Here is a 26,043-nt window from a genome sequence, read left to right on the forward strand (position 1 = left end):
TTGTGAATGCAAAACGTTCTTCAACTCATAACTCATAACTCATAACTCCTAACTCCTAACTCCCAACTCCTCACTTTTTCAGACAGCCTTCTTGCCCATAATCCGCAAAAATATCTTCTCCCCTTCAATCCAGATGAACATTAAGGCACTGAAACCAATACAAACTCCCAATTCCTCTAGAGTCAGGTAATGAGTACCAAAGAAATCTCGCAGGGGTGGGACGTAAACTAGCATCAGCTGCAAAATCGTGGTGACGACAACAGCCGCTAGTACAAAGATATTCGAGAAGGGATTCATCTCGATGGTCAGTCGGTTGTTGGAGCGAATAGCGATCGCATGACCCATTTGGGCAATACACAAGGTAGTAAATACCATTGTTTTCCAAGTATCGGGATTTCCCTGATACCCGGCAGCATGGGTATGTTGATAAGCCCACCACATTAAGGCAATGGTGATAATGGCAAAGATTATCCCAATGCGAATCATATAAGAACCCAATCCCCTAGCGAAGATACTTTCGCGGGGACTAAAAGGCGGACGTTGCATCACATCCGGTTCTGGAGGTTCCACAGCTAATGCTAAGGCTGGTAAACCGTCTGTAACCAAGTTCATCCACAAAATTTGTAAAGGAGTCAGCGGAACGCCTCCCAAACCAATTAAGGGTGCGGCGGCAATTGTCAGAACTTCACCAATGTTACTGCCGAGGATGTATTTAATAAAGCGGCGGATGTTGGTATAAACAACCCTACCTTCCTTGGTGGCGCTGACAATGGTGGCGAAGTTGTCATCAAGTAACACCATGTCGCTGGCTTCTTTACTGACATCAGTGCCAGTAATGCCCATCGCAATACCGATGTCCGCTTGTTTGAGGGCTGGGGCATCGTTGACGCCATCGCCTGTCATCGCCACAAATCGACCCCGGCGTTGCAGTGCTTGGACAATTCGCAGTTTGTGTTCTGGGGAAACTCTGGCATAGATGCTCACCAGATCAACGTTTTGCTCTAATTCCTGGTCAGTCATCCGTTGCAATTCTTGACCTGTGAGAACACGGTCGCCTTCTTGAGCAATTCCCAAATCTGTAGCGATCGCTCGTGCTGTTAATTGGTGGTCGCCAGTAATCATCACTGGGCGAATACCTGCTTCTCGGCATTCTTGCACAGCTGCTCTTACTTCTGGGCGTGGTGCATCTAGCATTCCCACCAATCCCAGCCAGACTAAATCTTGCTCAGAGGTTTCATCTGAACTTTCCGGGGGAATTTCTGCGAGGGGTTTGTAGGCAAAACCTAGCACCCGTAGACCTTTACTCGCCATCAGGTCATTTTCTGCCAAAACTTTCTGGCGTTGTGCGTCGGTCAATGGGTCTGAGTGATTGCCCAAATGAATCTGAGTGCAACGTGCCAAGGTTAACTCTGGAGAACCTTTGGTAAACATTAAGTAAGGTTCTGATTGGAGAAAACTGGCGATCGCCGGGTCAACGCCTCTCGAAGATGCTTCACCTGTGGCGACTCCCTCCACCTGAGAAATCACGCTCATCCGCTTCCGTTCCGAAGAAAAAGGGAACTCCGCAACGCGAGGTAACTTACTGTTCCACTGGTCTTTTTCGATTCCGGCTTTTCCCGCCAGTGTTAACAATGCTCCCTCTGTGGGATCTCCTAAAATTGCCCATTCACCTTGTTCTTTTTGCAATACTGAATCATTACAAACTGCACAGGCTACTGATAAGGCTGAGATTTCTGGAGACTCCTCTAGGGAAATTTTTTGACCATTTAACTGAAAGTCTCCTGTGGGAGCATAACCTTCGCCGATGACGCGAAAAGTTTTGTTATTGGTGAAAACCGATTGCACCACCATTTTATTTTGAGTCAGGGTGCCGGTTTTGTCAGAACAGATAGTCGTTACAGAACCCAACGTTTCCACTGCTGGCAATTTGCGAATCAAGGCATTTTGGCGCACCATTCGCTGGGTTCCCAGTGCCAAGGTGACGGTAATTACAGCAGGTAAACCTTCTGGCACTACAGCAACCGCCATACTTAAGGAAACTTCCAAGAGTTCTTGGATGTTGCTAAAGCCTCTTGCCTGGATCACACCGCCGACGACAACGATCGCCACGAGAATCAAAGAACCCGTAACTAGGACATTACCCAGTTGAGTCATCCGTTGTTGTAAAGGCGTAGGTTCACTTTCCACCGCCTGCAACATGGTGGCGATTTTGCCTAGTTCTGTAGTCATACCGGTGTTTGTCACCAGAACCTTGGCGCGTCCTTGGACTACTTCAGTCCCTTGATACACCACATTGAGGCGATCGCCTAATGATGTGTCCTCCGGTAATTTTAGTGATGCCTGTTTATTCACCGCTTCGGCTTCACCAGTTAATGCCGACTCACGCACTTGTAAATTAGACTGTTCGAGCAAGCGTCCATCTGCGGCTATCTGCATCCCCGCTTCTAGCAGCATGACATCCCCTGGAACTAGTTCTTTGGCTGCTATCTCCACCAGTCTGGCGTCGCGGATGACGCGCACTAAGGGAGAAGTCATTTTTTTCAAGGCTGCCAAGGCTTTTTCGGCGCGGCTTTCTTGGACGTAGCCGAGTATGCCATTGAGGATGACAATTGCTAAAATCGCGATTGTATCTTTAAATGGCACTTCACCGGGCTTCAAGCTGCCCGATTGCAAAGCCATCAGGTCTAAAAACCCAGAAATCAGAGCCACACCAATCAGCATCAACAACATAATGTTCTTGAACTGATCCAACAGAATTTCCCAAGCACTACGGCCAGCAATTTCTTCAAGTTCGTTGAGGCCGTATTTTTGTAATCTCTGTTGAATTTCTTGGGGTGTTAAGCCACTGTCTGCATTACTATCAAGCAGGTCTAGCGCTTTATCAACTTCTAAACTATGCCAAACGGCGGCACCTTCAGGCAGAGAATTAGCAGACATCGTGTAGGTCACAGCAAATGGTTACAAAATTCGATCATAATTTAGTGATGGCAGGAATTCCATCTCCTAAAGTTACATTAAGGCGATCGCCTAGTTGTATGAGTGTATATGTAATTCTTAACATTTGTAAATTCCTCCCGTTTTGACATAGTATTATTTCTCACGAAAGAGTTTATCGGAACACATTGTACCGATAATTATTAGTACCCCGCTGTAAACGTGGCGATCGAGAACCACTAGATGTACTTGGTAAGAGCAACGCCCATTGTGGGCAGTCTTTTAACTCACCACTCTTCATCTACCCCAATCACGGGAGCCATTGCTCGACTAGGATTTTCCATATCCAGCAATTGGTGTGACGGCGGTAAAACCGCTTGAGTCATGTTTCCTCCCCTACCTAAAGGTGAGGGTTTTTTACACTTACCACAAGGTTTTATGAGTTTTGCACTCCCCACTTTGACCGTTAGCCAGATGTTTGGGCAAAAAACAATTCGACCGCTTACTGCTGCTGCCCTGTGTGGCATTACTTTCATCAAAGATAGACTGATTGCTATTGATAGTATCAAAGGGCATCTACTGGAGATCGATCCCACCTCTGACAACAGCAAAATTCTCAATTCCCATCAAGTTGAAGAATTTACCGATGTCACTGGTTTAGCGGCGTGGGATGATACCCTGTGGGTGAGCCGAGAAAATAGTGTTTATTTGTGCAAGCTCAATGCTTTAGGTCTGGAACATTTTGTAACATTGCCTTATGCCGCTGATGGCGTTGCTGTTTGGGAAACAACAGTTTATGTTAGTTGCCAAAGACTGGGCTACATTCTGGTTTTTGACCGCGAAACGCGAAAAGAAATTACCAGATTTTATGCGCCTGGAGTTGGCATAGAGAATTTAGCTGTAACCCAGGAAATGCTATGGATTTGCGATCGCACCGAACAATCAGTTTACGCGATGGATAGAGCCACAGGAGAACTGCAATTTAGTGTCCTAACACCATTTGAATGTCCAACAGGCATAGCAATCCATAAAAATGCCGAAACAGGCAAAGAAAATATTTACGTCGCCTACGCCTCCGAGGAGCCTTATATCCGGGATAACCCGAATGCCGATCCTAGTCATGAACTAACATTCCGCGATCGCACTTTTATTCACCCTCTGTATTATCATTACCAACCAGATAAGCGTTACGCTCTCTCTAACGGCTATCTGATTGAAATGTCTTATGCTGAGGAAATTGCACCCCTAGACGAGGTTTATTTACCCGATGTCGAATGGCGCATTGCCCTACCATCGGAAACTGAGCGTCAAAAGGTGAAACACGTTGAACCCATTGGTATACCCTTCACCGAAGAAGTGATAGAGGGGCAACGTGTAGCAGTCTTTAAATTTGATTCTCTTGCCCCAGGCGAACGGCATATATTTGGCTGGAAAGCACTTTTGGAAGTTCGAGGAATAAAATATCGGATCACGCCCAGAGATGTAGAAGACGTTCCTGAACTTTCCCCAGAATTACAAACACGTTACTTAGTAGATGACGACGATTTAGCAATGGATACCACCATTGTTCGCCGTGCCGCCAGAGAAGCGATTGGTTCTGAAACGAATGTGCTGCGGAAAATGCACAGCATCCGCAACTACGTTTATGATGAGTTATCCTACGGTATTAAACCTTACATTGACACCCCAGATACGGTTTTAGAACGGGGTGTTGGTTCCTGTGGCGAATATGTCGGCGTTTTACTTGCTTTATCCCGTTTAAATGGCATCCCCTGCCGCACGGTAGGCAGGTACAAATGTCCTCCCCATAGTGACTTCATAGGAGTACCGCTACAACCCGACTTTAATCATGTTTGGCTGGAATTTTACGTCCCGAATTTTGGCTGGTTGCCAATGGAATCAAATCCTGATGATATCGGTGAAGGTGGCCCTTATCCAACGCGCTTTTTTATGGGCTTATGCTGGTATCACATTGAAATTGGTAAAGGCATTACCTTTGAAACCGTAACAAGTCAAGGTGCGCGGCTAACCAAAGAAGATATTCCTATCGGTGATTTGGCGATTAATCATATTCGGTTCACAATTATTAAAGAATTACCGGACTTTTGAATTAGGGTATTGGCATTCTGTAAAGGTGCTGAGAAAGCCAGTAGTGACGTGGCAAGGCTAAAATGTTGCAAAAAAATGTAGGTTGGGTGGAGCAGAGCGCAACCCAACCTACATTTACGTTTAATTGCACTATTTTAAGCTTGCCACGGCTATTTTTTTAGCTGCTTGCAAGAAAATTACTTAACTAATTTTCTTAACTGTCTTAACTGTCTTAACTGTCCTTGCATTTTTATTTTGATGGTGAGAATATCTATCTAAAGGCATCTATAAAAATAGTAAAATATCAACAATTTTATCAAGGAATTTAATTGGTAAACACTAATTAAATTCCTTGATAATAATTCTTAAATTTTATAGATAGCATTTGCCAAATAGTAAATTTTCAAAACAATCAAAGAGGTAATTCATGAGCAATCTTAAAGAAGCAATACCTGCTTCAGAATTTATGAAAAAGAACTTAGGTATTTCAGAAGCTCCTACTGAAGCGTACCTTAACTACGGATATGCACTGCTTGCTATTGCTGGAGCTGATGGAGAGGTTTCAGAAGCCGAACTTAATTGGTTACTAAATCATCAGCGTCTAGTTGGTGCTCCTGAAGAATTAATAGAAAAATACAAAACTTTTGAATACAAAAATGCTGACTTAGAAAACCTGCTGAGGAAGATTACAGTTGATGTTTCTACTTGGTCGAAATCAAGGTCATTGTTGTATCATGCAATTCAAATGTCCCGTGCCGATAATGATTACTCAATTGAAGAACAAAAAGCTGTAAAAAAAGCAGCTAAACTGCTGAAGGTTGAAGATGATGTTGCGCTTGCTCTCAATAGGTTGATAGAAACAGAAGAAGCAGTAACTGCATTACGTAAAGCGCTACTACAAACAGAGGTTTTAGCTTAGAGGTATTCTAGGGAGTAGGGTGTGTTATGCCGTAGGCTAACGCACCTTAATACTCTCTGCTTAACCACTATTTTCGTCTACTTCTAAACTCTTGTTCCTATTTAAGTATTCTTCAAACAATTCAAAAAATTTCTGTAGTGCTTCAGGCTCATCTACAGAATAGAAAAGAATTATCTTAGACCATGACTGACCTGAGTTAATTCCGTATTTTTCTTCAACCCATGATTGAAAACCTGCAAATTCCCTTTCTGGCTCAGTTGGGGGTACACCAACTTCTCTTCGAGCCAGACTATATCCTCGCAGAAGCATATCAAGTCTAGTAATTGAATTAGCTCCTAAAAACATTCCTGGTCTTTTCTTTATATTACTTGGAATCTCTTTGTAAATATCAAACCGAGGAAAACTCATATTCTCACTAAGCTTTGAAATATCTTCACTCTTTTGAGTTTTTGAATCATCTTTCTGCTTTAAGAACTGTTCAAATTCTTCAAAAAACTTATTAAAAGCAGCTCGTTCGCTTCCAGAGTAAGAGAGAATTATCCCAGCCCAAGATTGAGTCGTATTAGTTTTTGCTCTTTCTTGTATCCACTCTTGAAACCCTTCCATTCCACAAGAGTTTATTGTAGTAAATCCGAGTGTGATTAGACCATCTATATACCCAATTAAGAATGAATGAAGACAAGTAATTGATGGCTTGTCTATGTACATAACTGGATTTTCTTTAATCTTTTGGAGAAGTGTAGTAAGATTATTCATGCCAGTAACCTCTAATTTGATAAAATTTATTAATTGAACAGCCACATCACGCTTTTATTGAAATCAATCTTTCCTATTATAACGAGATGAATTATTTGGCGGTATATCAGCACGAACCACATCGCTAATCCATTCTCCCTCAATATTATTGTTAGAATAATTTGCATAATCTTCCCATGTCATGGTATCGCCAGTTGAGTATTCATAAACGACTCCACGAGTTTGATTATTACCATCTCCATCATTTAAATGAATCCACGTTACATAATCACCAGATGGAGGATAACCACCACCAAATTCAATACCTGGAGGTTGAGCTAAACTTCTAATTGCCCCTGGCGCAGGTCGCCAACTCCGAAAGTGATGAGTTACAAATTTGTCAGGAGAACCAGACCTCCTGTAATGTACCGTTTGGTGAAATTTGTAATTATAAAGAACTGAAGATTGACCTTGTAGCCCACAAACTAAATTAAGTGGATAGAAAGAACAATATCTCTCCTTAGCTTTATTTGGAACCTGCTCATTTTGAGCTTTGCTAATTGCTGTCATTCCGGCAGCTTCGGCAGTAGGAGTCAATTCTAAGCCTATAGCAGTGGCACATTTAGGCTGAACAGCACAAGCGTCTGTAGACAACAGCAATGCATCAGCAGGTTGAGGTAAAATTCCCTGGAATATTAGAAGTAAAAGGAACGTCGAAATTTCTAGTAATCTACATACAGATTTATTTGTGGTTAATCGCACTAGTATTAACTCCTTACAACCAAAGATAAAAATCGATGTATCTGACATCTAGGTTGTCTGATAGGAGAAGAAAATCAGGTCAGTAAAAATACGAGTATTTAGTAGATTGTTTTGAAAATTGAACCAAGATAAATAAATAAACTAATTAGCTATTAACTCTTAAACTGGGTAGTGGATATGATTGATGCTGCTTAAAATCGGCAAACTCACAGATGGAGTTAAATGGGCAAAAGCGGCAGTGAGAGCCAGGATTAGGAGGAAATATTTTACTAAAATTAGTAGTTTCTTCCTGATATTTTTGCAAATCGTGCTGATGTTTATGAGCAATATTCGCTAATTCAAATTTTAATGATTCTAATTCACTACTATTAATACTAATTAAATCTGACTTTTTACATATTTCTAAATTATAAAATGATGCAACAGCTTCGCGTCCTGGATAAAGATAACGAGCAGCTAATAAGTAAACTAATGCCTGTCGTTTATCAAAAGCGGACTTACCAGTTTTGAAATCCAAAATATGTAAAGTGCTATCAGACTCAATAAAAACGCAGTCCATAGCCGCGTATAAGCGAAAGCAATAATCTTCTTGCTCAACTACTATCGGTTTGGGAAAGCCTTCATCACCCGGTGTTAATTGGATAATATCTTTATCCAAAAGCAAGGGCGAATCGTGATATTTTTGCAAAATTTGCAGCACGCGTTGCTGGACTTGAACGCTTGAGTTGCCTAATTTTAATAGCTGTGCAACTCTTTCTACACCATCTGCTTGCTTCAACAGATGCCTGTGATGATGAAACTCATAAACGCCTTTTTGAGCAAGTATGCCAATCCGCTGGGGCACGGTGGCTTGCGTTAAAAGCGCTTTGACTTGTGGTTCGTGTTGCCGTGCTTTGATAAACCCCCGTCTCATCTGGCAATGCCAGCGTTCTTGCCCAGTCGCTGGGGCAACTAGAGACCAAAGGTGATAACTGGCAAAAGGTCGATCGGGGGTTGACATTGCTCAGAAACAGTGAGAGAAAATACGGTGGGGAGAAGTTTAAACTAAGGCTTGCTTAGAAAAGAACTTCGGAGGATAGTTGCTGCTACACACGCTTTGCAGGAAGCTTTTATAGTACTGATAATGTACGGGAGCAAGTGGCAAAAATGAGCGCTAGTAGCAATTCCAGCAAGATAAAATTTGGTACCGATGGATGGCGAGGGATTATTGCCGATGACTTTACTTTTCCAAATGTGCGGAAAGTAACAAGGGCAATCGCCACTTACTTAGAAATAGCCTACACAAAAGATAGACCAGTACTTATTGCCTACGATACTCGTTTTTTAGCTGACCAGTTTGCCCAAACAGCGTCCCAAATCCTAGCAGACTTAGGTTGGACTGTGAAAATTACTGATCGGGATTGCCCCACACCAGTAATTGCCTACAACGCCCGTCACCTAAATTCCGCAGGGGCGTTAATGTTTACTGCTAGTCATAATCCAGCACCTTACTGTGGAATTAAATATATACCCGATTATGCTGGGCCTGCCACTCCAGAGATTACTGATACTATTGTGGCAAATATAGAAAGTGCATCGGATGAGTTACCTGGAAGTAACCCATCAGGTTCAATTTCAATTTTCGATCCGAAACCTGATTACCTGCAATTTATCTACACTCTACTTGATATAGAAAAGATCAAAAGGGCTAATTTAAAGGTAAAGTACGATGCTTTGTATTCTACCTCCCGTGGCTATTTAGATGAAGTTTTGCAGCATAGTGGTGTTCAGTTAGAAAGTTTCCACGATTGGAGGGATGTTCTATTTGGCGGTGGAATGCCAGAACCCAAAGGAGAACAATTAGTTGAGTTAGTGGAAGCTGTAGTCCGTGATCAAGCTGATTTGGGCTTGGCGACAGATGGAGATAGCGATCGCTTTGGTATCGTTGATGAACAAGGAAACGTCCTCACTCCGAATACTGTGCTGCTACTTTTAGCCCGTCATTTAATCAAAAACAAAGGTAAAACTGGCGCGATAGTCCGCACTGTCGCTACAACCCACCTGCTGGATAATTTCGCTGCTAAAAATGGGCTGCAAATTTACGAAACAGCAGTTGGTTTTAAATACATCGGTGAAAAAATGCGGGAAACTGCTGTATTAATTGGTGGAGAAGAATCAGGCGGATTGAGTATTATCGGGCATATTCCCGAAAAAGACGGGGTATTAGCCGATATGCTGGTGGCAGAAGCGATCGCCTATGAAGGCAAACCCCTAAGTCAACTTGTCAAAGAAGCGATCGCTGAAGCCGATGGCCCACTTTACAACAACCGCCTAGACTTGCACCTCACAGAGGCGCACAAAACCGCCGTCATCGACTCCTTTACGAAAAATCCACCTACAGAGGTAGCAGGAATTAAAGTCAAGGAAGTGGGGCGTAAAGACGGTATTAAGCTGTATTTAGAAGAAGGCAGCTGGGTTTTACTGCGTCCTTCCGGCACAGAACCACTGGTGCGCGTCTACCTAGAAACCAACACTCCCGAAAAACTCACCCAAATCGCCCAAGAGTTAGAGAGTGCCATTGCTAAACTAGAGGCATAAGAATCAAGAATTAGGAGTTAGGAGTTAGGAGTTAAGAGTTGTAAATTAACAATTCTTAACCTCTAACTCCTTTTAAACAGTTATGAGTTCTAAATTAATAACTCCTAACTTCTCAATCGCGTCTCTCCTCACTTCGATCAAAGTATGAAAATTCTCGCGCCTTTTTTGACATCTCTAGTTGTAGCGGTTTGGGTAATTGCGATCGCAATTATTTCAGTCCAAAATGCCACACCTGTATCGTTAAAATTCTTAACATTCCAATCAATTCAGATACCAATGGGTTTGGTGTTAGCTTTTAGTGCCGTTATCGGGTTAATTGGCATGGCACTGCTGCAACCTCTGTGGGGACTTGCTGGTTTTGGGCAGGGTAATTCTCGACTGGAAGACGATGCCGAATTTTTTGTTGATGATGAAGATTTTTGAGGGTTGAATAGCTATGCAGTATCAAAACATTATTACAATCGAACAAGGAAAACGAGGTGGTAAGCCTTGTATTCGAGGAATGCGAATTACTGTATACGATGTTTTATCTTATCTTGCCTCTGGGATGACCTACGAGGAAGTGCTTGATGACTTTCCTTATTTGACACAAGAGGATATTTTGGCTTGCCTAAGCTATGCGGCTGATCGAGAACGGCAAATGCTGACAATGCAAGCTTTTGACAACAATCCAAACTTGGGAGTTTTGACACTGTATTAGATTTAAAAACTATGGAAGCTGAGTATGATTTTAGCCAGGGTAAGCGGGGAATCATTGAATCAACACCAACAGGCAAAACTCGAATTACAATTCGCCTAGATGATGAAGTACTAGCATGGTTTCGTGACCAAGTTCACGCAGCAGGTGGAGGAAATTACCAAACTTTGATTAACGATACCTTGCGTGAGTACATTCAGCAGATCGATAAAGGCTATGAGCGCAACTTATAAAGCAGATTTTAAGTTTCCAGAAGAGTGCCCATATTTTTTAGAGTTAGTGTTAGATGAAGACTGGCTACCGGAAGTAAGCGATATTTAATAACTGTAATTGTGGTTGTGAGGAAATAGACTTATTGCATAAATATTTTTTTGCTCACGCAGAGGCGCAGAGAAGAGAACGCAAATAAGGATTTTTACAAGAAGTCTCATAACGTAGCCAATTAATCTGCATTTGTGAGTCTTGCAAAAGTCGCTTTTACTTCTTCATCACTGGCAAAGTCTCCAGCATCAGCTTCAAAAATGCTGTTTTTAATTTTTTCAGTTTGCGACTGATACATTTCTAGATAAGCGGCTACCTAGCTCATTAAGTAATATTGCAACTTGCCGTAATAAACTTAACTTATCGCTAAGTTTATTTTATATATAAGTATTAATTTTTGCAAATATAAAATATATATGCCTGAATATCAAGAAAAAATTCTTACTTTCAAAACATTATTACGTGATTTTAATGAAGTCAAAGGATATTACAATTTAAACAATGATGAATTGGCTAGTCAATTACAACAAATGAAATTATTAGGAGAAAATTATGATGCTGTAGAGAATAAAATTTTTGATGAAGAAATTATTGCAGCCTATAAGAAATGGTCATTTACAGTCAGTTTTTTGCAAATGATAAATGCTTGGCAGTGGTTTTTTGCTGGTATTTTATTAGGAAGACAATCTTATTTGACTACTCAGGTTATGCAAATGTATTATTATGCGATTTTCTTCTCTTATGGTTCTTTTTTATCTGCACAATTTAAAGGAAATTACACTCTGACAGAGAGGGTGAAACATGAAAAAATAAAAAATAAAAATATTAAAATACTTGAAAAAGTAAGAAATGAAATATTAAAAGTATTAAATAAAAACACTGGAGATGATTTATTAGCTGATTCAGTAAAATCAACTTTTGATAATCAAGGTGTAGAAGAAATTAGAGAAGCAGTTAGAAGAGATGTTTGGTTTGTTGAAAATAAAGAGTATGGAAATTATATTCATATAAAAGATAATAGAAAATCAGGAAAGGGAGAACATGAGAGAAGATCAATCTTGTTTTATCGTGTTTTTGGAAGTTGGGATTCCCAGAAATGGTTAAACATTTCATATCCAGATATTCGTAGTTTTAAAGATGACGATAAATTTCATTCAAATATGCGTAATAATCTTACTTATTCAATCAAAATGATGGCAGATGAACTATATTATGATATTTCACAGATAGACATAGGATTAACAAACGAAATGATAGTTGGTTTATGGCAGCGAGAATCACCAGATTTAGTTAAAACCTATCCAGAAGAGTTTTGGGCATTAGAACACATTAAAATTGTTGTTGACTTGCATACCAAGCTATTGGAAAGATATGAAAACAAATCACCATATACTGATGAGCAAGTATTTTTGTTAAAAAATATATGCGAACATCATAGAAATACTGGTCTAGCTGAAGTACTAAAAGTTGCAATGCCTAGTATTTTAAAAAAAATAGGAATTTAATATGAAAAATAACATAAATTATTTTTTTATGCCAAAAAACTTGTAATTATATTGGTGTTAATTATATTTTCTAATATGACAGGTTGTTCTTCAACTAACTGAGCATCAATACAAATTTTCATGCTGTCAGTCGAGGAAAGTCAGTTCACCATGCTGCAAACAAGAGACAGGCTTGGATATCTTCGAGTTCAAGATCGGGAAAATCCTCTAAAATCTCAGAAACACTGACATTCTCAGCCAACATTTCTAAAATGTCACTCACACGAATTCTCATGCCTCGAATACAAGGACGATCACCACACTGACCAGGAGTTTGAGTAATGCGAGTCAATAAATCAACCCTTGAGTTCATGCAAGTATTTTAATATCAGGTACTTTTATTTAACTCTAATTTTGCGATCGCAATTCTTCCAACCTAGCATCTGGGTGTAGCAAAAGGGCGATCGCAATTATCCAAAGCTCACACAACAGCAGTTAAGTTGAGCAGTTTTGGGTTAGTTGTAGCTTCAAGTAATCAATAAAGTCCAGAATTTCTGTATCAGTAAGTTGTAGACGCGATCGCTTGCCATATCTCTGCTGCAAATACTCCCTTCCCTGCTCTGGAGTCCAATTTAATTGAGCTAAATATGTGTCACTTTTAGCTATCAAAACTGCATGAATTTCTGATGCCGTTGTATTAGCAGATACTTGGATTTCATCTTGATATAAATTTTGAATACAATTAATTTTTAAACTTACTTTTTGTCCTAAAGCTTGCCAGTCAATTTCCCTGTGTCCATTCCAACTAACACCTATAGAACGATAAGTGACTGGATTATAAATTGCACAAAATACAATTGTTCTCTCTCCAGGACTGACTGCGATCGTCAATGGATGATGCAATTGTTCAGAAGTCAAGGTATCAAGTGAAAGCAACAAACTTTTAGAGAAGTAAGATTCATTTCCTGAGCGGATAACATAAGGTTTGTCTGCCAGAATATGCAAATCAGTTTTTTCTGCTTCTCCATGTGAAGTTTCGACTTTTTTGTTAATTTCTATTCCTGTTATCACCCCAGTTAAGGCTCTATCATAAATTGGGATTTGTTTTTTATCGTCGGATAGCATATACCAACAGTGATCAGATTCTTTGCTGACAAAGACATATTGAGGTTTTGGGACTGCTCCAAATCCTAACTTAACTTCCATATTTTTGATGCAGGTTTTGGTAAATATATTTATTGAGCAACAAGCCATGACGATTTGCATCATCAAGCAATGAGTTGCTTTATAGATATAATTCCCTAGCCAGGAAGCTAATTAACATTAAGGCAGCAAAAATCACGAAATTTGGTGCTATGACAGAGTTTCTGGATCAACACCTAGTGCATTCAACCTTTCAATTAACATTTTTACTTTTTGTTCTGCTTCCACCCGCCGCTGTTCTTCAAAAGCTGTGCGTTCTTCCGCTTCTCTAATGCGTTCTTCTGGTGTCAGCAATCTTTGCCCTTCTTCGTCATACCAGTAAAGCCATTCCCGCACTATACCTTGATAAATTCCCCGTTCTCGCCCAATTCCTAAACCAATTTCTGGTAGCCAAATGGGATTTCCTGACATTAAGATATATTCCCCATCGACTAGGCGATACACTTCCAAGGGTGTCTTTTTACGCCGAAGGGGACTATATACAACGTAGTACAAAATTCCTAATTCTTTAGCATAGAATTCTTTCTTGATGTTATATTCTTCCCGATATATTTGGGAAACAACTTCTAGTGCTAAAATTGGCAATTGCTTTTCTTCCCACAGCACATAACTTAGGCGTAAATCCTCATCAACGAAGCGTTTAACTCCTAAGCTGAGAAACCCATCAGGGACAATAGCTGATTTTTCTGGGTGATAATAAATACCCATATCAACACCAAAGAACCAATCCCAGCGATCGCACCAAACCAAAGCTAGTATCGTTTTTAGCAAGCCGGGAATTAAATTTTGGACTTCATTATCCACAGGGGTGTCATTAGAGTCCGGTAGTTCTTCGGAAGATGGCAAACAATGGAGCGGATTGTAGTTTAACATGAGCGGTTTTGCCAAATCTGATTCTAGATAGATTGTAGGTAATCTATTGATGTGCGATCGCATATCAAAAATCAAAAACCATTTTTAGCGTAGGCGTAGCCCGTCATAGACATCGCCTGATGTCGGGATCATCTCAGTATGTAAATACTTACAAGTGTAAATTTATTACATCAAATTCGTGGTTTTTCGGTACTGACTATCAGAGTATCTAACTGACAATAGCAAAAAAGGGCGGAACATTGTTCACATAGAACATTCCAGAAGTCGCAGAGTATTCAATTTCATGGTTAATTTGGTAGCTGGGCTGAATACCTATACCTACCAAGAGAAAAAATCTTCTCTCAACCTGGACTCCGAAAATGTAGCGCATCTGGAACTTAGCTAATTTTTAGCCCGATATTTGAGTTTTACTTAAGTAACAGATATGTCACTACAGATACATTCACGAGTTTTAATCAAAAACTTCCTAACGGTTTTTTTGCCCTTGTCAGCATTAGTTGGGGGTGTTATCGCAACTATCTACTACCAACAGGTACAAACTGAAAAAGTTGTATTAAAAACTAATGAAATCGGCAAGGTAGATTTACAAACCAAAGTAATCAGTGGAGATTTTCATTCTGTTATCTCAGATTTGATGGTTATCTCTAAACAAAATGAGCTACAAAGAATTTTAGAGGGAGTGAATGGACAACAACAGGCACTTTCCCAAGAATTCTTATTATTTTCTCGATATAAAAAACTTTACGACCAAATCCGCTTTTTGGATCAATCAGGTAAAGAAGTTGTCAGAGTCAACTTTAACCAGGGTGAACCAGCGATTGTCCCCGAAGAAAAACTGCAAGTTCAAGCCAAGCGCTACTGGTTTAATGACACTTTGCGGTTAAACCAAGGACAAGTATTTGTCTCTCCCCTTGACCTCAACATCGAACGTGGTCAAGTTGAACAACCCCTTAAGCCAATGATCCGCTTTGGTACTCCTGTTTTTGATCGCCGTGGACAGAAACGAGGCGTTGTAATCTTAAACTATTTCGGCGCAAAACTGCTGGACAATTTTAATCAAACTTTTGCTAATGCTTCTAGCCAGGGAATGCTACTGAATGCCGATGGTTACTGGTTAAAAGGGGTGAAGCCTGAAGATGAATGGGGATTTATGTTTCCCGAACGCAAAAACCGCACTTTTGGCAAAGCTTTTCCCCAAGCATGGCAGGAAATTTCTCAAAAAGAATCGGGACAATTCCAAACTGCTGAGGGAATGTTCACTTTTACCACAGTCTATCCACTTGTGGAAGGGCAAAAATCTAGTACGGGAGCCGGACAAGCTTTTGCACCAAGCCAACATCAAATTGGTACTAAAAAATCCTATTACTGGAAGATTGTCTCATGGGTATCGCCAGAGGCGTTGACGACCAAATCAAACCGATTTTTGAGTCAATTGCTACTGCTATATGCTGGATTAATAGGACTAATTGGCATTGGTTCTTGGCTACTAGCAAGAGCTAGTGTCAATCGTCAGATGGCCAAGCTAGAGTTAAAACAGTCTGAAGTCCAATTGCGAGAGCTAGTTGAGCGGGAGAAAATTCTTAAAACTCGTCTATCTAGTCAAATTCGTAACTCGCTGGATCTAAATACGATTTTGAGTACAGTAGTGGTTGAAGTTCGGGAACTGCTACAGATCGATCGATGCCAGTTTTTTTGGTGTCATCAAGAAGATGAATCTACTAGCTTTGAACTGAGTCAGCAAGCTTGCGCTCCCGATTTAACAGAACCCTTGGGCTGTTCTCCTATCCAGAACGTGGAAGCCCTGAGTGAAGCTGTCATGCAAGGGAATTTGCTTTGCTTTGATGACATTGCGACAGATTCGTGGCTTGATTTCAAGAGTCGGAATTTACTAGTGACATTGGGCTTTAAGTCTCTACTAATAGTTTCAATTCAAACCCAGTCGGGTTGTTTGGGTGTGATTGTCTGCGAACATAGTAGAGAGCTTCACCCTTGGAGTGATGATGAAGTGGAAATTATTCGAGGCGTGGCTGACCAGTTAGCGATCGCTATTGACCAAGCCCAATTGTATAATCAAAGCCGCGCTGCTACTGCTGCTGCTACCGCTCAAGCAGAACAACTCAACCAAGTTTTACACAATCTCAAACAGACTCAATCTCAACTAATTCAGACTGAAAAAATGTCGAGTTTAGGTCAATTAGTGGCAGGAGTAGCTCATGAAATCAATAACCCAGTTAACTTTATCTACGGCAATCTGACCCATGTAAATGAATATACACTCGGCTTATTGGAACTGGTAGAACTCTATCAAAAGTCCAATGTTAATCCAACATCTGAAGTACAAGCTCATATAGAAGCGATCGACCTTGACTTTATGACTGAGGATCTACCTAAAATCCTAACTTCAATGAAAATGGGAGCTAATCGCATTCGTGAAATAGTTCTATCCTTGCGAAATTTTTCTCGACTTGACGAAGCGGATATGAAGTTTGTCAACATTCATGAAGGTATCGATAGCACACTACTGATTTTACAGAATCGCCTCAAACAAACCTCTGGAAATGCCGGAATTGAAATAATCAAAGAATATGGTGATATTCCCTTAGTAGAGTGCTATGCCGGACAACTGAATCAGGTATTTATGAATCTGATCAGTAATGCCATTGACGCTCTGGATAGTTATAACAGTAAGCGAACTATTGAGGATATAGAAGCTAACCCCAGCCAGATTGTAATTCATACTCAGTTACGCGACTTGGATCGCATAACTGTACAAATTGCGGATAATGGCCCTGGTATGACCGAAGTAGTTAAGCAAAGATTATTTGACCCTTTCTTTACCACAAAAGCCGCAGGTAAAGGCACTGGATTAGGATTAGCAATTAGCGCTCAGATTGTCGCAGAAAAACATAACGGAGCCATCTGGTGTATTTCGGAACCAGGACAGGGAGCAGAGTTTTGGGTAGAGATTCCGATTAATCAAAGTTCTAAACTAGCTACTACAAGTACCGCGACTCTATCCAGAATTTGATGCTATTCTGGACAAATGAAAAATGACATGACTAGTGATAGCGAACGCGCTGATTTTGATAGCCCTTGGAAAGAAATTCTAGAAGCTTATTTTCCCCAAGCCATGCATTTCTTTTTTCCAGAAACTTCTGCATTAATTGATTGGGACTGGAGTTTAGACTAAAAGCGATATGAGAGAACGCAAATCAAAAGGAATTAGAGGTTAAAAATATTATCTTGTCAGCCTCAAAGCATCCGCGACCTTGAACAATTTTTGTGTAGTATGCTTGCCGAGAAAATAATACAATAATGATAATCATGAAAATGGTGGGAGAGAAACGAGCATCGCTCGTTTCTCTCCCACCCCCTTATTCGATTATCATTATCAGATAATGAGCAAGAAAAAAGGGGTGTCTAATTGAATACAGCCCCCCTTTTGGCAGAAAGTGAGAAAAGAACTACCATTACTCACCTGCCAACATGAAAAATGCCAGACTTGAAGAGTTTCGTCAAGTAGCTTACAAATATTTAGGTAGAGCTAAAGATGCGACGTTTGAATTAACAGATGCCATATTGCTGACTCGCAATGTTTATTCCTTAGCAGATTTATCCTTATCACCAGTATTTAGACGCAAGTGGCCAAGCATCTATGAAGCCTTACAAGATAGCAGACCACAAAGACAAAAATTGATGCAGCTATACATCAAACAGATCCCAGCAGAGGGACGACCATTGTTAGCAGGAGACCATACAAACTGGTCACGCCCAGATGCAGTAACGTTACAAGAGAGAACTTATGAACATAGTGGCACATCCATAGCTGGAAATAAACCGATTACCATTGGTCAAGGATATAGCACAATTGCCTGGATACCTGAAAAATCAGGCAGTTGGGCATTACCTTTGAGACATGAGCGGATCACAAGTGGGGAAAGTCCAATAGGGAAAGCGGTTTGGCAACTTAAACAGGTGTGTAAATATTTACCTGTTAGACCGATTTCAGTTTGGGATAGTGAATATGGATGCGCCCCTTTTGTCTTAAAAACTGCCAGTATTCCCGCAGATATTCTCGTTCGGTTGCGCTCAAATTTGTGTTTATGGGGTGAACCAGGAGCTTATCCAGGGATTGGCCGTCCCAAGAAGCATGGTGATAAATTTAAGCTCAATGAACCAATAACATGGAGTGAAGCCACATCTGTGTTGGAAATGAATGACCCAAAATTAGGGCGTGTGCGTGTTAGCTTGTGGAAAGATTTACACTTCCGTCAGGCTGCTACACGCCCAATGTTACTCCTGCGGGTTGAACGTCTCGACGCACAAGGCAATGAACGAGTATCCAAACCTTTGTGGTTAGCTTGGGTAGGAGAAGAAATCCCACCATTAGAGGAAGTTTGGTGTCTCTACTTGCGTCGCTTTACCATTGACCATTGGTATCGCTTTTTAAAGCAACGTCTACATTGGACAGTGCCACAGTTCAGTACTCCAATAGCATTGTGAAAGATGGAGTGACCTCATGCCTCTGATGACTTGGGAATTGTGGTTAGCCCGTGATATTGTAACTGACAATCCTTTACCTTGGCAGAAGTCTCAGGGTAATTTGACCCCTGGAAGAGTTGCTCAAGCTATGGGTGGAGTTTTCGCGGCCATTGGTACTCCCACCTCTGCACCCAAACCTCGTGGAAAGTCCCCTGGTTGGCAACCAGGAAAAAAGCGTCACCGTAAAAACCGATGTCCGATTGTTAAAAAAACTGTAACACGACCACGCAAAGAACCATCAATTGCAGTTTAATACTCAAGATTATTGATAATTTCACTAAGTCTCTGATTAACTCAGCCCTGCTGGGTCATTTTGCATGGCTTAGTCTAAACTCCAGTGATTAAGCGATCGCTTGTAAGTAATGTACATAAAAAAGGGCAGGTACAAAACCCGCCCTCAAAGCAATAAATATTTCAACTAAACTAGCGATCGCAACTTAATTACCAATTTGGGGCGCACTCAACGAAACCTTTAGTGTTTCGTCTTTTTGCTGTGCTAATGTCGGTACGGAATCACGCAATCTTGCTGTCAATTGTACAGTTGTAGCGTCATACATTTGAGTCAGCAATTTGGGATAGAAACCAATACCAATAATTGGAATTAACAAACAGGCAATGATAAATACTTCACGGGGTTCGGCATCTATCAAAGCTTGGTGAGAAACTAATTCCTCGTTCTCTTTACCGTAGAAAATTTCTCGCAACATCGACAGCAGATAAATCGGAGTTAAAATCACTCCCACTGCCATCAAGAACACCACGATCACTTTGAAGGTAGAGCTATAAGCATCGCTAGTAGCAAAGCCCACAAATACCATCAATTCTGCCACGAAACCGCTCATCCCTGGCAATGCCAAAGAAGCCATCGAACAGGTGGTGAACATGGCGAAAATCTTCGGCATTCTCTTCGCAACACCGCCCATTTCATCCAACATCAGGGTGTGGGTGCGATCGTAAGTTGCGCCAACCAGGAAGAACAAACTCGCCCCAATTAACCCGTGGGAAACCATTTGTAATACTGCCCCACTCAATCCCAAATCGGTGAAGGAGGCAATACCAATCATCACAAAGCCCATATGAGAAATTGAGGAGTAGGCAATTTTTCGCTTTAGGTTTCGCTGGGCAAAGGATGTCAAGGCAGCGTAGATGATATTAACTACCCCCAAAACTACCAACACTGGTGCAAAATAAGCGTGGGCATCGGGGAGCATTTGAGCATTCATCCGAATTAAGGCGTAACCACCCATTTTCAGGAGAATACCTGCTAATAACATGTGTACTGGGGCTGTAGCTTCACCGTGGGCATCAGGTAGCCAGGTGTGCAATGGAATAATCGGCAATTTGACGGCGTAGGCAATCAGGAAGCCAGCATAGAGGGCAAGTTGGAAATTCAGGGCGAAATCTTTTAAGGCGATCGCTCTCATGTCAAACGTCACCGTATCGCCGTAAAATCCCATTGTCAGGGCAGACAGCAAAATAAACAGCGAACCGCCGGCGGTGTATAAAATAAATTTAGTCGCTGCATACTGCCGCCTTTTACCTCCCCAAATCGACAGCAGGAAGTATATCGGTACCAGTTCCAGTTCCCACACCAGGAAAAACAACAGCATATCCTGGACGGCGAACACGGCAATCTGGCCGCCATACATTGCCAAAATCAAGAAGTAGAATAGCTTGGGCTTGAAGGTGACAGGCCAAGCTGCTAAAATCGCCAGCGTGGTAATGAATCCAGTCAAAATAATTAGGGGCATGGATAAGCCATCAGCCCCTACTGACCAATTCAAACCCAATTGTGGTACCCAGGGGTAACTTTCCACCAACTGCAAATCTGGATTGGAGAAATCATACCCAGTATAAAAAGCGTAAACAATTAGTGCAAAATCTATCAGCCCTACGACGAGGGAGTACCAGCGCACTGTTTTGCCTTCTTTGTCAGGGATGATGGGAAGAAGTAGCGATGCGGCTATCGGAAACAGAATAATCGTCGTCAGCCACGGAAAATTAGCTATATTCATCACAATTAGTCTGCTATCAAAATCATGTTTGGCAAAAAGTCACTAGTTATTAAGTAACAGCTTTTTGGGGATTTCGTCTTCCTCGTTAGGTTGATTTAATTAAATTGGCAATCCCCCGTCTCTGCTGTTGGGAGTCTCTTTTGACCTTTGGGCGTGCGGAATGTGGGTTGTGATACTCCCAGTTAAGTCAAAAATTTACCCTAGAACAGCCGATAAAATTATAGTTTAGTGGTGCGATGTCTACGACAAGTCGCTCCGCGTTTACGCGTAGGTCAACCTATCGCTAAAAATACACGATGCTGTTTTGTAGTTGTTGAAAAAAGCAATTTGGTGCAAAAAAGCATGACAGGAGAAATAACCATAATGATAATGGCACAAATTGAAAGTCAAATTCGTTATCTCACTAACGTAAATGGAGAATCAACAGATGTACTCGTCCCTATAGAACTTTGGCAACAGCTGATGAGTTCCATAAATTCTGATAACGTCAGTGGTTTAGCTTGGGTTGATGAACAAGAACCAAAAGCACAAATATTAGCCGATTTGCAAGAGTCCGTGCGACAAGCAGCAGTAGGACAAACTTTCCCAGTTTCAGAGCTTTGGGACTACAGTAAGCGATTTGATTGAGTTTTTTTAGTAAAATAGACAGGGAAAGTTGATAAAGGAAATTCGATTATGTCATCTCCAGCGATCGCTACTGTAATTAAGATGATGGAATCTTTATCTGAAGATGTGCAAGAAAGAGTTGCAGAACATCTTCGAGAGTACCTGGAAGATTTGCAAGATGAATTCAAATAGAAGAAATCATTTAACAAAACTCAACAAAAACTGATTGCATCTGCCCAATCTCCTAAAAGAGAGATTGCAGAAGGACTTGCAAAACCAATGAACTATGAAAAGTTATGAAGTCTGCGACTCTTCATTTTTTTTGGGATTAAGGTTATATTATTAATTTTTTTATAATTAACTCAAAAAAATGGATTTTACTTTATCAAATGCGCCTGAGTATGTAATAAAAAATATTGACAATTTACAACAAGTATGGTTGCGAAGATGCGATGCTATTGAAAACAACCAAAAAGGATCTTATAGTCGCTATTTATTATTAATTTTACACGATTTGCGTGAAGAAATACAGAATAATAAAAATCGGTTTTCTCAAAATGCTTACGGAAAAAAGTTTTTTAAAATTCAATTTTCTAGTTACTGTAGTTTTAAAAAAGAGCAACTTGATGATATAGACAAAATTAGAAAAGTCTGGACAAGAGAACGTCCTAAAATAGATGGAAAATACATTAAAAAAAATGAGATTCTCAGCATAACTGTTGAAGACAATTCGGATTACTGTGTTGCAGTGGATATCCGAGGTGTAGATAGTAAATTCATGAAAATTAAAGCCCAACAAATGGCTGAAAGAACTATAGCTGTTCTTTCAACACGCAATAGAAAAGACCAGGCTATTATTTTATCAAGTGATTGGGTTATTTGTGATTCTCAAGGAGAAATTCGAGCTTTTAACTTTAAAGGTAGGGATAAACCGCAAACTATCAGATATAACTCTATTGACTCACAAAATAGTCAACAAAGGCTTGGTCAGTGGATATCTTCTGAAGATATATGTCATCCAACTGTAGTGAAATGGCTTGCTTCTATCGACTGGTATAGACGAGCAACTGAAGCTTCACAAAGTTCTGAAGAAATATTAAATTCATGGTTTGCTGTAGAAAAGTTTTCTGATGATTCTAAAACAATTTCTAAAAAGCTTCCTGAACTATCAGATAGTCTTAAGAATAAAAAGAAGATTCTTAAAGAAAATATAGATTTATGGCTTGATAGTGAAGGTATTAGAACAGTACAGTTACTTCTTACTTTGAGTGAATTAAAATTTAATCTATATCATGAAGTAAGACAAGTTGGACGTGTTTTTACTACACCTCTAACATTTTCTGAAATGGATATATCTAAGTCTATAGATCAGGATTTACAAGACTACTTATCTGCTAATAAAGATAAAATAGATTTTTTAGAAAAATTTATACAAAAAGTTCCTGAAATAAAGAAACAATTAAATTCTAAAAACATAGTGTTGCCAGATTTAAATCAAGTAAATGAAATTTTTTATAATAATAATTATTGTGAAAAATACTTGATTGAGAAAATTATTGACCTCAAAGATGATGTTTATAACATCTATCGTATTAGTAATATGCTAGTTCATTCTAGTAGTACCACTAGTAGATTATTCGATTATTATGCAAAACGTAGCCGAGAGTATTGTCACTCTTTGTTAGATGCCATTGCATATAAAATATATCAGACTTATAACGATGATGAAATTATGCCTTTGGAGTCTTATTTTAGAGAAATGGTAATTGATACAAATATTGCTTTAGAGGCGGTAAAAGACAATAAAATGGACAAGTTTATAAATTGGGCTTTATCGTAAATAATTTTAATACCGACTTTTCAGGCACGTTATACTTTTTGAATAATATATTTACCATCACTGATAGATTGGGTGTCTACATGGTAGATATAATAAATATTTTTATAGCTGTAATATAGCAATTTTAGAGCAAATAAACTTATGTAGCTTGTCTTACATATCTTGTCGTCTTTTCAGACCTAACTCTCAATTCCACTTTGCGCCTCTGCGTGAGACAAAAAATAATGTAGGGGTGGACATTTGCCCACCCCGATTAAAATCAGGTAACACCAAAGACAATCACTAAGCCCAAAACCGCCCCAAACACAATCAAGGCATAGAATTGAGCGCGACCGTTTTCTAGGTACTTCAGACCTTCACCGCTGACAAGGGTGAAAAAACCTGTGAGGTTAACAGCACCATCGACAACGCGGAAGTCAACTTCCATAACTTGTCTAGCTAGGCGACGCAAGCCGAGGACAAAAACCCGATGGTAAATGTCATCAAAGTACCACTTGTTGAGGGATAGTTCGTAAAGTGGTTTGATTTGAGCAGCGATCGCAGCTGGGTCAATTTTACGGCGCAAATACATCAGCGAAGCCAGGGTAATCGCAATCAAAGAAATTCCGACTGAGGCACCCGCCATGATGTAAAATTCCGTCGGATTGAACTCGGAAGCCTTTTCTATAACTTCGGAGAGGGTTTCGCTAGGAGGAAAGATAAACTCTTCAAAATAATTGGCGTAGGGAGTTCCCACCAAACCAATCAAAATAGAAGGCACAGCCAACAGTGCCAACGGCAGTGTCATTGTCCACGGCGATTCGTGGGGGGAGTCGCTGTGATGCCCGTGGGAATCATGGGAATCATGCTGCTGACTAGTTGCCGCCAATTCTCCTTTCTTCATCGCCCCAGGCTCAAAATTCGGGGCTAGTTCTTCTGACTCTAATTCCAGGACAATTGTCGCCGCAGCACTCTTGAGTTTTTGTTTGATTTTCTCGTCAGTACCCCGGAATTTGCCTTCAAATGTCATGAAATACATTCTAAACATATAGAAAGCAGTAATCCCGGCAGTTAGCCAGCCGATGAACCAGAGGAGTGGATTAGCTTCAAAAGCCTTCCCCAGAATTTCATCTTTTGACCAGAAGCCAGCAAAAGGCGGAATACCAGAAATTGCCAAGCAACCAATCAAAAAGGTAATTGAGGTGACGGGCATATACTTTCGCAGTCCACCCATCAAGCGCATATCTTGAGCTAAGGCGGGGTCGTGTCCAACGACACCTTCCATACCATGAATTACTGAACCTGAACCCAAGAACAGCATCGCTTTGAAATAGGCGTGGGTCATCAGATGGAATAGTCCAGCACTGTAGGAACCTATGCCCATTGCCATCACCATGTAACCAAGTTGGGAAATGGTGGAGTAAGCCAAGCCCTTTTTGATGTCGTTTTGGGTAATGGCAATGCTAGCCCCCAAAAACGCCGTAAACGCCCCAGTAAAGGCAATGACATTCATTGCAACTGGAACGCCTTCAAATACTGGGTACATCCGGGCAATGAGGAAAACACCCGCCGCCACCATTGTTGCTGCGTGAATCAAGGCAGAAATGGGGGTGGGGCCTTCCATTGCGTCTGGTAGCCAGACATGGAGGGGGAATTGGGCTGATTTAGCAACTGGCCCTAAGAAAACTAAAATCGCAAACAGGACAGCGAGAAAATTGCTGATAGAACCTGATTCGACGAGTTGGGCGAGGCGATCGCCCATGATATTAAAATCAAAGCTTCCTGTTGCCCAGAACAGCCCTAAAATGCCCAGTAACAAACCAAAGTCGCCTACGCGGTTGGTTACAAAGGCTTTTTGTGCCGCATCGGCTGCTGACTTGCGATCGTACCAAAAGCCGACCAGCAAGTAGGAACACATTCCCACCAGTTCCCAGAATATATAAATCTGTACTAGGTTGGGGCTGACCACCAGACCTAACATTGAGGAGCCAAACAAACTGAGATAGGCGTAAAACCTCACGTAGCCGGGATCGTGAGCCATGTAGCCATCGGTGTAAAGCATGACTAAGCAGGCTACCGTTGTGACAATCACCAGCATTAGGGCTGTTAGGTGGTCAATAGTGTAGCCCATGCTCAGGTGGAAACTACCTGCCGCCGCCCACTCAAAGGTGCGAATATAAGACGGGTGTCCTTGAATTTGACTCCACAACAAGGCAAAGGACAGCCCCATAGCTGCTGCCATCATGGAGATAATCACCACAGCGTTAAGCTGCCGTAGGCGATTTGTCACCTGATTCAACGAGATTAACCCTAGACCGACCAGCATTGCCCCAAAAAGAGGGAACACCGGAATCAGCCAGGCATACTGATAGATTACTTCCATCACTGACGCCTACTTTTAGAATTCTTGAATAGCGTGTCGAAACTGTTAATAATTGTGACACACACCCTTTAGGATAAAATAACCCACCCAAGGCTGATTGGGTGGGGTATTAAGCATGGTTTTAGATTTGGTCATTAGTTATTAG

20 protein-coding genes and 3 pseudogenes are annotated in these 26,043 nt (G+C 40.8%); 14 read left to right on the forward strand and 9 right to left on the reverse strand.

Annotated elements, in window-relative coordinates; genetic code table 11:
* Nucleotides 1-78 precede the first annotated feature (78 nt).
* On the reverse strand, nucleotides 79-2,937 hold the full coding sequence (locus tag QUD05_RS17470) for a cation-translocating P-type ATPase (RefSeq protein ID WP_289797178.1): 2,859 nt from the start codon (nucleotides 2,935-2,937) through the stop codon (nucleotides 79-81).
* A 435-nt stretch (nucleotides 2,938-3,372) separates the two neighbouring features.
* Here QUD05_RS17470 and QUD05_RS17475 point away from each other — a divergent pair, with 435 nt between their 5' ends.
* Complete coding sequence (locus QUD05_RS17475) at nucleotides 3,373-5,043, forward strand: transglutaminase-like domain-containing protein (RefSeq protein WP_289797179.1); 1,671 nt, start codon at nucleotides 3,373-3,375, stop codon at nucleotides 5,041-5,043.
* Nucleotides 5,044-5,449: 406 nt separating this feature from the next.
* Nucleotides 5,450-5,941: a TerB family tellurite resistance protein gene (locus QUD05_RS17480; protein ID WP_289797180.1), complete on the forward strand. Its 492-nt coding sequence runs from the start codon at nucleotides 5,450-5,452 to the stop codon at nucleotides 5,939-5,941.
* 60 nt (nucleotides 5,942-6,001) lie between these two features.
* Here QUD05_RS17480 and QUD05_RS17485 read toward each other — a convergent pair whose 3' ends face one another.
* From QUD05_RS17485 to QUD05_RS17495, 3 genes are all read right to left on the reverse strand, one after another.
* Entirely contained in the window at nucleotides 6,002-6,742 is a 741-nt protein-coding gene (locus tag QUD05_RS17485; protein ID WP_289797181.1) for a hypothetical protein, read from the reverse strand.
* Nucleotides 6,743-6,760: 18 nt separating this feature from the next.
* Nucleotides 6,761-7,438 carry a hypothetical protein gene (locus QUD05_RS17490; RefSeq protein ID WP_289797182.1) on the reverse strand — a complete coding sequence of 226 codons (678 nt, stop codon included), beginning with the start codon at nucleotides 7,436-7,438 and terminating at the stop codon, nucleotides 6,761-6,763.
* 145 nt (nucleotides 7,439-7,583) lie between these two features.
* A complete protein-coding gene (locus tag QUD05_RS17495) occupies nucleotides 7,584-8,438 on the reverse strand; it encodes a PD-(D/E)XK nuclease family protein (RefSeq protein ID WP_289797183.1) in 855 nt (284 codons plus the stop codon).
* A gap of 146 nt (nucleotides 8,439-8,584) precedes the next feature.
* On the opposite strand from QUD05_RS17495, the gene QUD05_RS17500 reads away from it, so the two are divergent.
* From QUD05_RS17500 to QUD05_RS17520, 5 genes are all read left to right on the forward strand, one after another.
* On the forward strand, nucleotides 8,585-10,015 hold the full coding sequence (locus tag QUD05_RS17500) for a phosphoglucomutase/phosphomannomutase family protein (protein ID WP_289797184.1): 1,431 nt from the start codon (nucleotides 8,585-8,587) through the stop codon (nucleotides 10,013-10,015).
* A 144-nt stretch (nucleotides 10,016-10,159) separates the two neighbouring features.
* The gene (locus QUD05_RS17505; protein ID WP_289797185.1) at nucleotides 10,160-10,438 is read left to right on the forward strand and encodes a LapA family protein; all 279 of its coding nucleotides are present in this window, start codon (nucleotides 10,160-10,162) and stop codon (nucleotides 10,436-10,438) included.
* A 13-nt stretch (nucleotides 10,439-10,451) separates the two neighbouring features.
* A complete protein-coding gene (locus QUD05_RS17510; protein WP_289797186.1) occupies nucleotides 10,452-10,715 on the forward strand; it encodes a DUF433 domain-containing protein in 264 nt (87 codons plus the stop codon).
* A gap of 11 nt (nucleotides 10,716-10,726) precedes the next feature.
* Entirely contained in the window at nucleotides 10,727-10,945 is a 219-nt protein-coding gene (locus tag QUD05_RS17515; protein WP_289797187.1) for a BrnA antitoxin family protein, read from the forward strand.
* 444 nt (nucleotides 10,946-11,389) lie between these two features.
* A complete protein-coding gene (locus tag QUD05_RS17520; protein ID WP_289797188.1) occupies nucleotides 11,390-12,478 on the forward strand; it encodes a hypothetical protein in 1,089 nt (362 codons plus the stop codon).
* A gap of 145 nt (nucleotides 12,479-12,623) precedes the next feature.
* Here QUD05_RS17520 and QUD05_RS17525 read toward each other — a convergent pair whose 3' ends face one another.
* The 3 genes from QUD05_RS17525 to QUD05_RS17535 form a co-directional block, all read right to left on the reverse strand.
* On the reverse strand, nucleotides 12,624-12,830 hold the full coding sequence (locus QUD05_RS17525) for a DUF433 domain-containing protein (protein ID WP_289797189.1): 207 nt from the start codon (nucleotides 12,828-12,830) through the stop codon (nucleotides 12,624-12,626).
* 122 nt (nucleotides 12,831-12,952) lie between these two features.
* On the reverse strand, nucleotides 12,953-13,663 hold the full coding sequence (locus QUD05_RS17530) for a hypothetical protein (RefSeq protein WP_289797190.1): 711 nt from the start codon (nucleotides 13,661-13,663) through the stop codon (nucleotides 12,953-12,955).
* Between the two features lie 147 nt (nucleotides 13,664-13,810).
* Nucleotides 13,811-14,533 carry a Uma2 family endonuclease gene (locus QUD05_RS17535; RefSeq protein ID WP_289799993.1) on the reverse strand — a complete coding sequence of 241 codons (723 nt, stop codon included), beginning with the start codon at nucleotides 14,531-14,533 and terminating at the stop codon, nucleotides 13,811-13,813.
* 232 nt (nucleotides 14,534-14,765) lie between these two features.
* Between QUD05_RS17535 and QUD05_RS34430 the strand changes: the two are divergent.
* From QUD05_RS34430 to QUD05_RS17550, 4 genes and pseudogenes are all read left to right on the forward strand, one after another.
* Nucleotides 14,766-14,918, forward strand: a pseudogene (locus QUD05_RS34430) (IS982 family transposase); the annotation flags it as partial.
* A 39-nt stretch (nucleotides 14,919-14,957) separates the two neighbouring features.
* Complete coding sequence (locus tag QUD05_RS17540) at nucleotides 14,958-17,561, forward strand: ATP-binding protein (protein WP_289797191.1); 2,604 nt, start codon at nucleotides 14,958-14,960, stop codon at nucleotides 17,559-17,561.
* 15 nt (nucleotides 17,562-17,576) lie between these two features.
* Nucleotides 17,577-17,723 (forward strand): hypothetical protein, encoded by a 147-nt coding sequence (locus QUD05_RS17545; protein WP_289800150.1) that lies wholly within the window; start codon nucleotides 17,577-17,579, stop codon nucleotides 17,721-17,723.
* Between the two features lie 296 nt (nucleotides 17,724-18,019).
* Nucleotides 18,020-19,328, forward strand: a pseudogene (locus tag QUD05_RS17550) (NF041680 family putative transposase).
* 184 nt (nucleotides 19,329-19,512) lie between these two features.
* Here the strand turns inward: QUD05_RS17550 and QUD05_RS17560 are convergent.
* The gene (locus QUD05_RS17560) at nucleotides 19,513-21,090 is read right to left on the reverse strand and encodes an NAD(P)H-quinone oxidoreductase subunit 4 (RefSeq protein WP_289799994.1); all 1,578 of its coding nucleotides are present in this window, start codon (nucleotides 21,088-21,090) and stop codon (nucleotides 19,513-19,515) included.
* A gap of 369 nt (nucleotides 21,091-21,459) precedes the next feature.
* On the opposite strand from QUD05_RS17560, the gene QUD05_RS17565 reads away from it, so the two are divergent.
* The 3 genes and pseudogenes from QUD05_RS17565 to QUD05_RS17575 all read left to right on the forward strand — a co-directional run bounded on the left by QUD05_RS17565 (nucleotide 21,460) and on the right by QUD05_RS17575 (nucleotide 23,536).
* Entirely contained in the window at nucleotides 21,460-21,717 is a 258-nt protein-coding gene (locus QUD05_RS17565) for a hypothetical protein (RefSeq protein WP_289797192.1), read from the forward strand.
* 48 nt (nucleotides 21,718-21,765) lie between these two features.
* Nucleotides 21,766-21,996 (forward strand): annotated as a pseudogene (locus tag QUD05_RS17570) (hypothetical protein).
* Nucleotides 21,997-22,066: 70 nt separating this feature from the next.
* The gene (locus QUD05_RS17575; RefSeq protein WP_289797193.1) at nucleotides 22,067-23,536 is read left to right on the forward strand and encodes a hypothetical protein; all 1,470 of its coding nucleotides are present in this window, start codon (nucleotides 22,067-22,069) and stop codon (nucleotides 23,534-23,536) included.
* Between the two features lie 259 nt (nucleotides 23,537-23,795).
* Here QUD05_RS17575 and QUD05_RS17580 read toward each other — a convergent pair whose 3' ends face one another.
* Nucleotides 23,796-25,898 carry an NAD(P)H-quinone oxidoreductase subunit 5 gene (locus QUD05_RS17580; RefSeq protein WP_289797194.1) on the reverse strand — a complete coding sequence of 701 codons (2,103 nt, stop codon included), beginning with the start codon at nucleotides 25,896-25,898 and terminating at the stop codon, nucleotides 23,796-23,798.
* Nucleotides 25,899-26,043: the final 145 nt, after the last annotated feature.

It is taken from the genome of Nostoc sp. GT001, from assembly GCF_030382115.1.
Classification (GTDB): Bacteria; Cyanobacteriota; Cyanobacteriia; order Cyanobacteriales; family Nostocaceae; genus Nostoc.

Coding starts and splice junctions, on each gene's coding strand:
- QUD05_RS17530 (WP_289797190.1), bottom strand. CDS start 13,663: ATGGAAGTTAAGTTAGGATTTGGAGCAGTCCCAAAACCTCAATATGTC.
- QUD05_RS17575 (WP_289797193.1), top strand. CDS start 22,067: ATGGATTTTACTTTATCAAATGCGCCTGAGTATGTAATAAAAAATATT.
- QUD05_RS17520 (WP_289797188.1), top strand. CDS start 11,390: ATGCCTGAATATCAAGAAAAAATTCTTACTTTCAAAACATTATTACGT.
- QUD05_RS17540 (WP_289797191.1), top strand. CDS start 14,958: ATGTCACTACAGATACATTCACGAGTTTTAATCAAAAACTTCCTAACG.
- QUD05_RS17565 (WP_289797192.1), top strand. CDS start 21,460: ATGGCACAAATTGAAAGTCAAATTCGTTATCTCACTAACGTAAATGGA.
- QUD05_RS17510 (WP_289797186.1), top strand. CDS start 10,452: ATGCAGTATCAAAACATTATTACAATCGAACAAGGAAAACGAGGTGGT.
- QUD05_RS17545 (WP_289800150.1), top strand. CDS start 17,577: ATGAAAAATGACATGACTAGTGATAGCGAACGCGCTGATTTTGATAGC.
- QUD05_RS17535 (WP_289799993.1), bottom strand. CDS start 14,533: ATGTTAAACTACAATCCGCTCCATTGTTTGCCATCTTCCGAAGAACTA.
- QUD05_RS17525 (WP_289797189.1), bottom strand. CDS start 12,830: ATGAACTCAAGGGTTGATTTATTGACTCGCATTACTCAAACTCCTGGT.
- QUD05_RS17515 (WP_289797187.1), top strand. CDS start 10,727: ATGGAAGCTGAGTATGATTTTAGCCAGGGTAAGCGGGGAATCATTGAA.
- QUD05_RS17495 (WP_289797183.1), bottom strand. CDS start 8,438: ATGTCAACCCCCGATCGACCTTTTGCCAGTTATCACCTTTGGTCTCTA.
- QUD05_RS17505 (WP_289797185.1), top strand. CDS start 10,160: ATGAAAATTCTCGCGCCTTTTTTGACATCTCTAGTTGTAGCGGTTTGG.
- QUD05_RS17580 (WP_289797194.1), bottom strand. CDS start 25,898: ATGGAAGTAATCTATCAGTATGCCTGGCTGATTCCGGTGTTCCCTCTT.
- QUD05_RS17560 (WP_289799994.1), bottom strand. CDS start 21,090: ATGAATATAGCTAATTTTCCGTGGCTGACGACGATTATTCTGTTTCCG.
- QUD05_RS17500 (WP_289797184.1), top strand. CDS start 8,585: ATGAGCGCTAGTAGCAATTCCAGCAAGATAAAATTTGGTACCGATGGA.
- QUD05_RS17470 (WP_289797178.1), bottom strand. CDS start 2,937: ATGTCTGCTAATTCTCTGCCTGAAGGTGCCGCCGTTTGGCATAGTTTA.
- QUD05_RS17480 (WP_289797180.1), top strand. CDS start 5,450: ATGAGCAATCTTAAAGAAGCAATACCTGCTTCAGAATTTATGAAAAAG.
- QUD05_RS17475 (WP_289797179.1), top strand. CDS start 3,373: ATGAGTTTTGCACTCCCCACTTTGACCGTTAGCCAGATGTTTGGGCAA.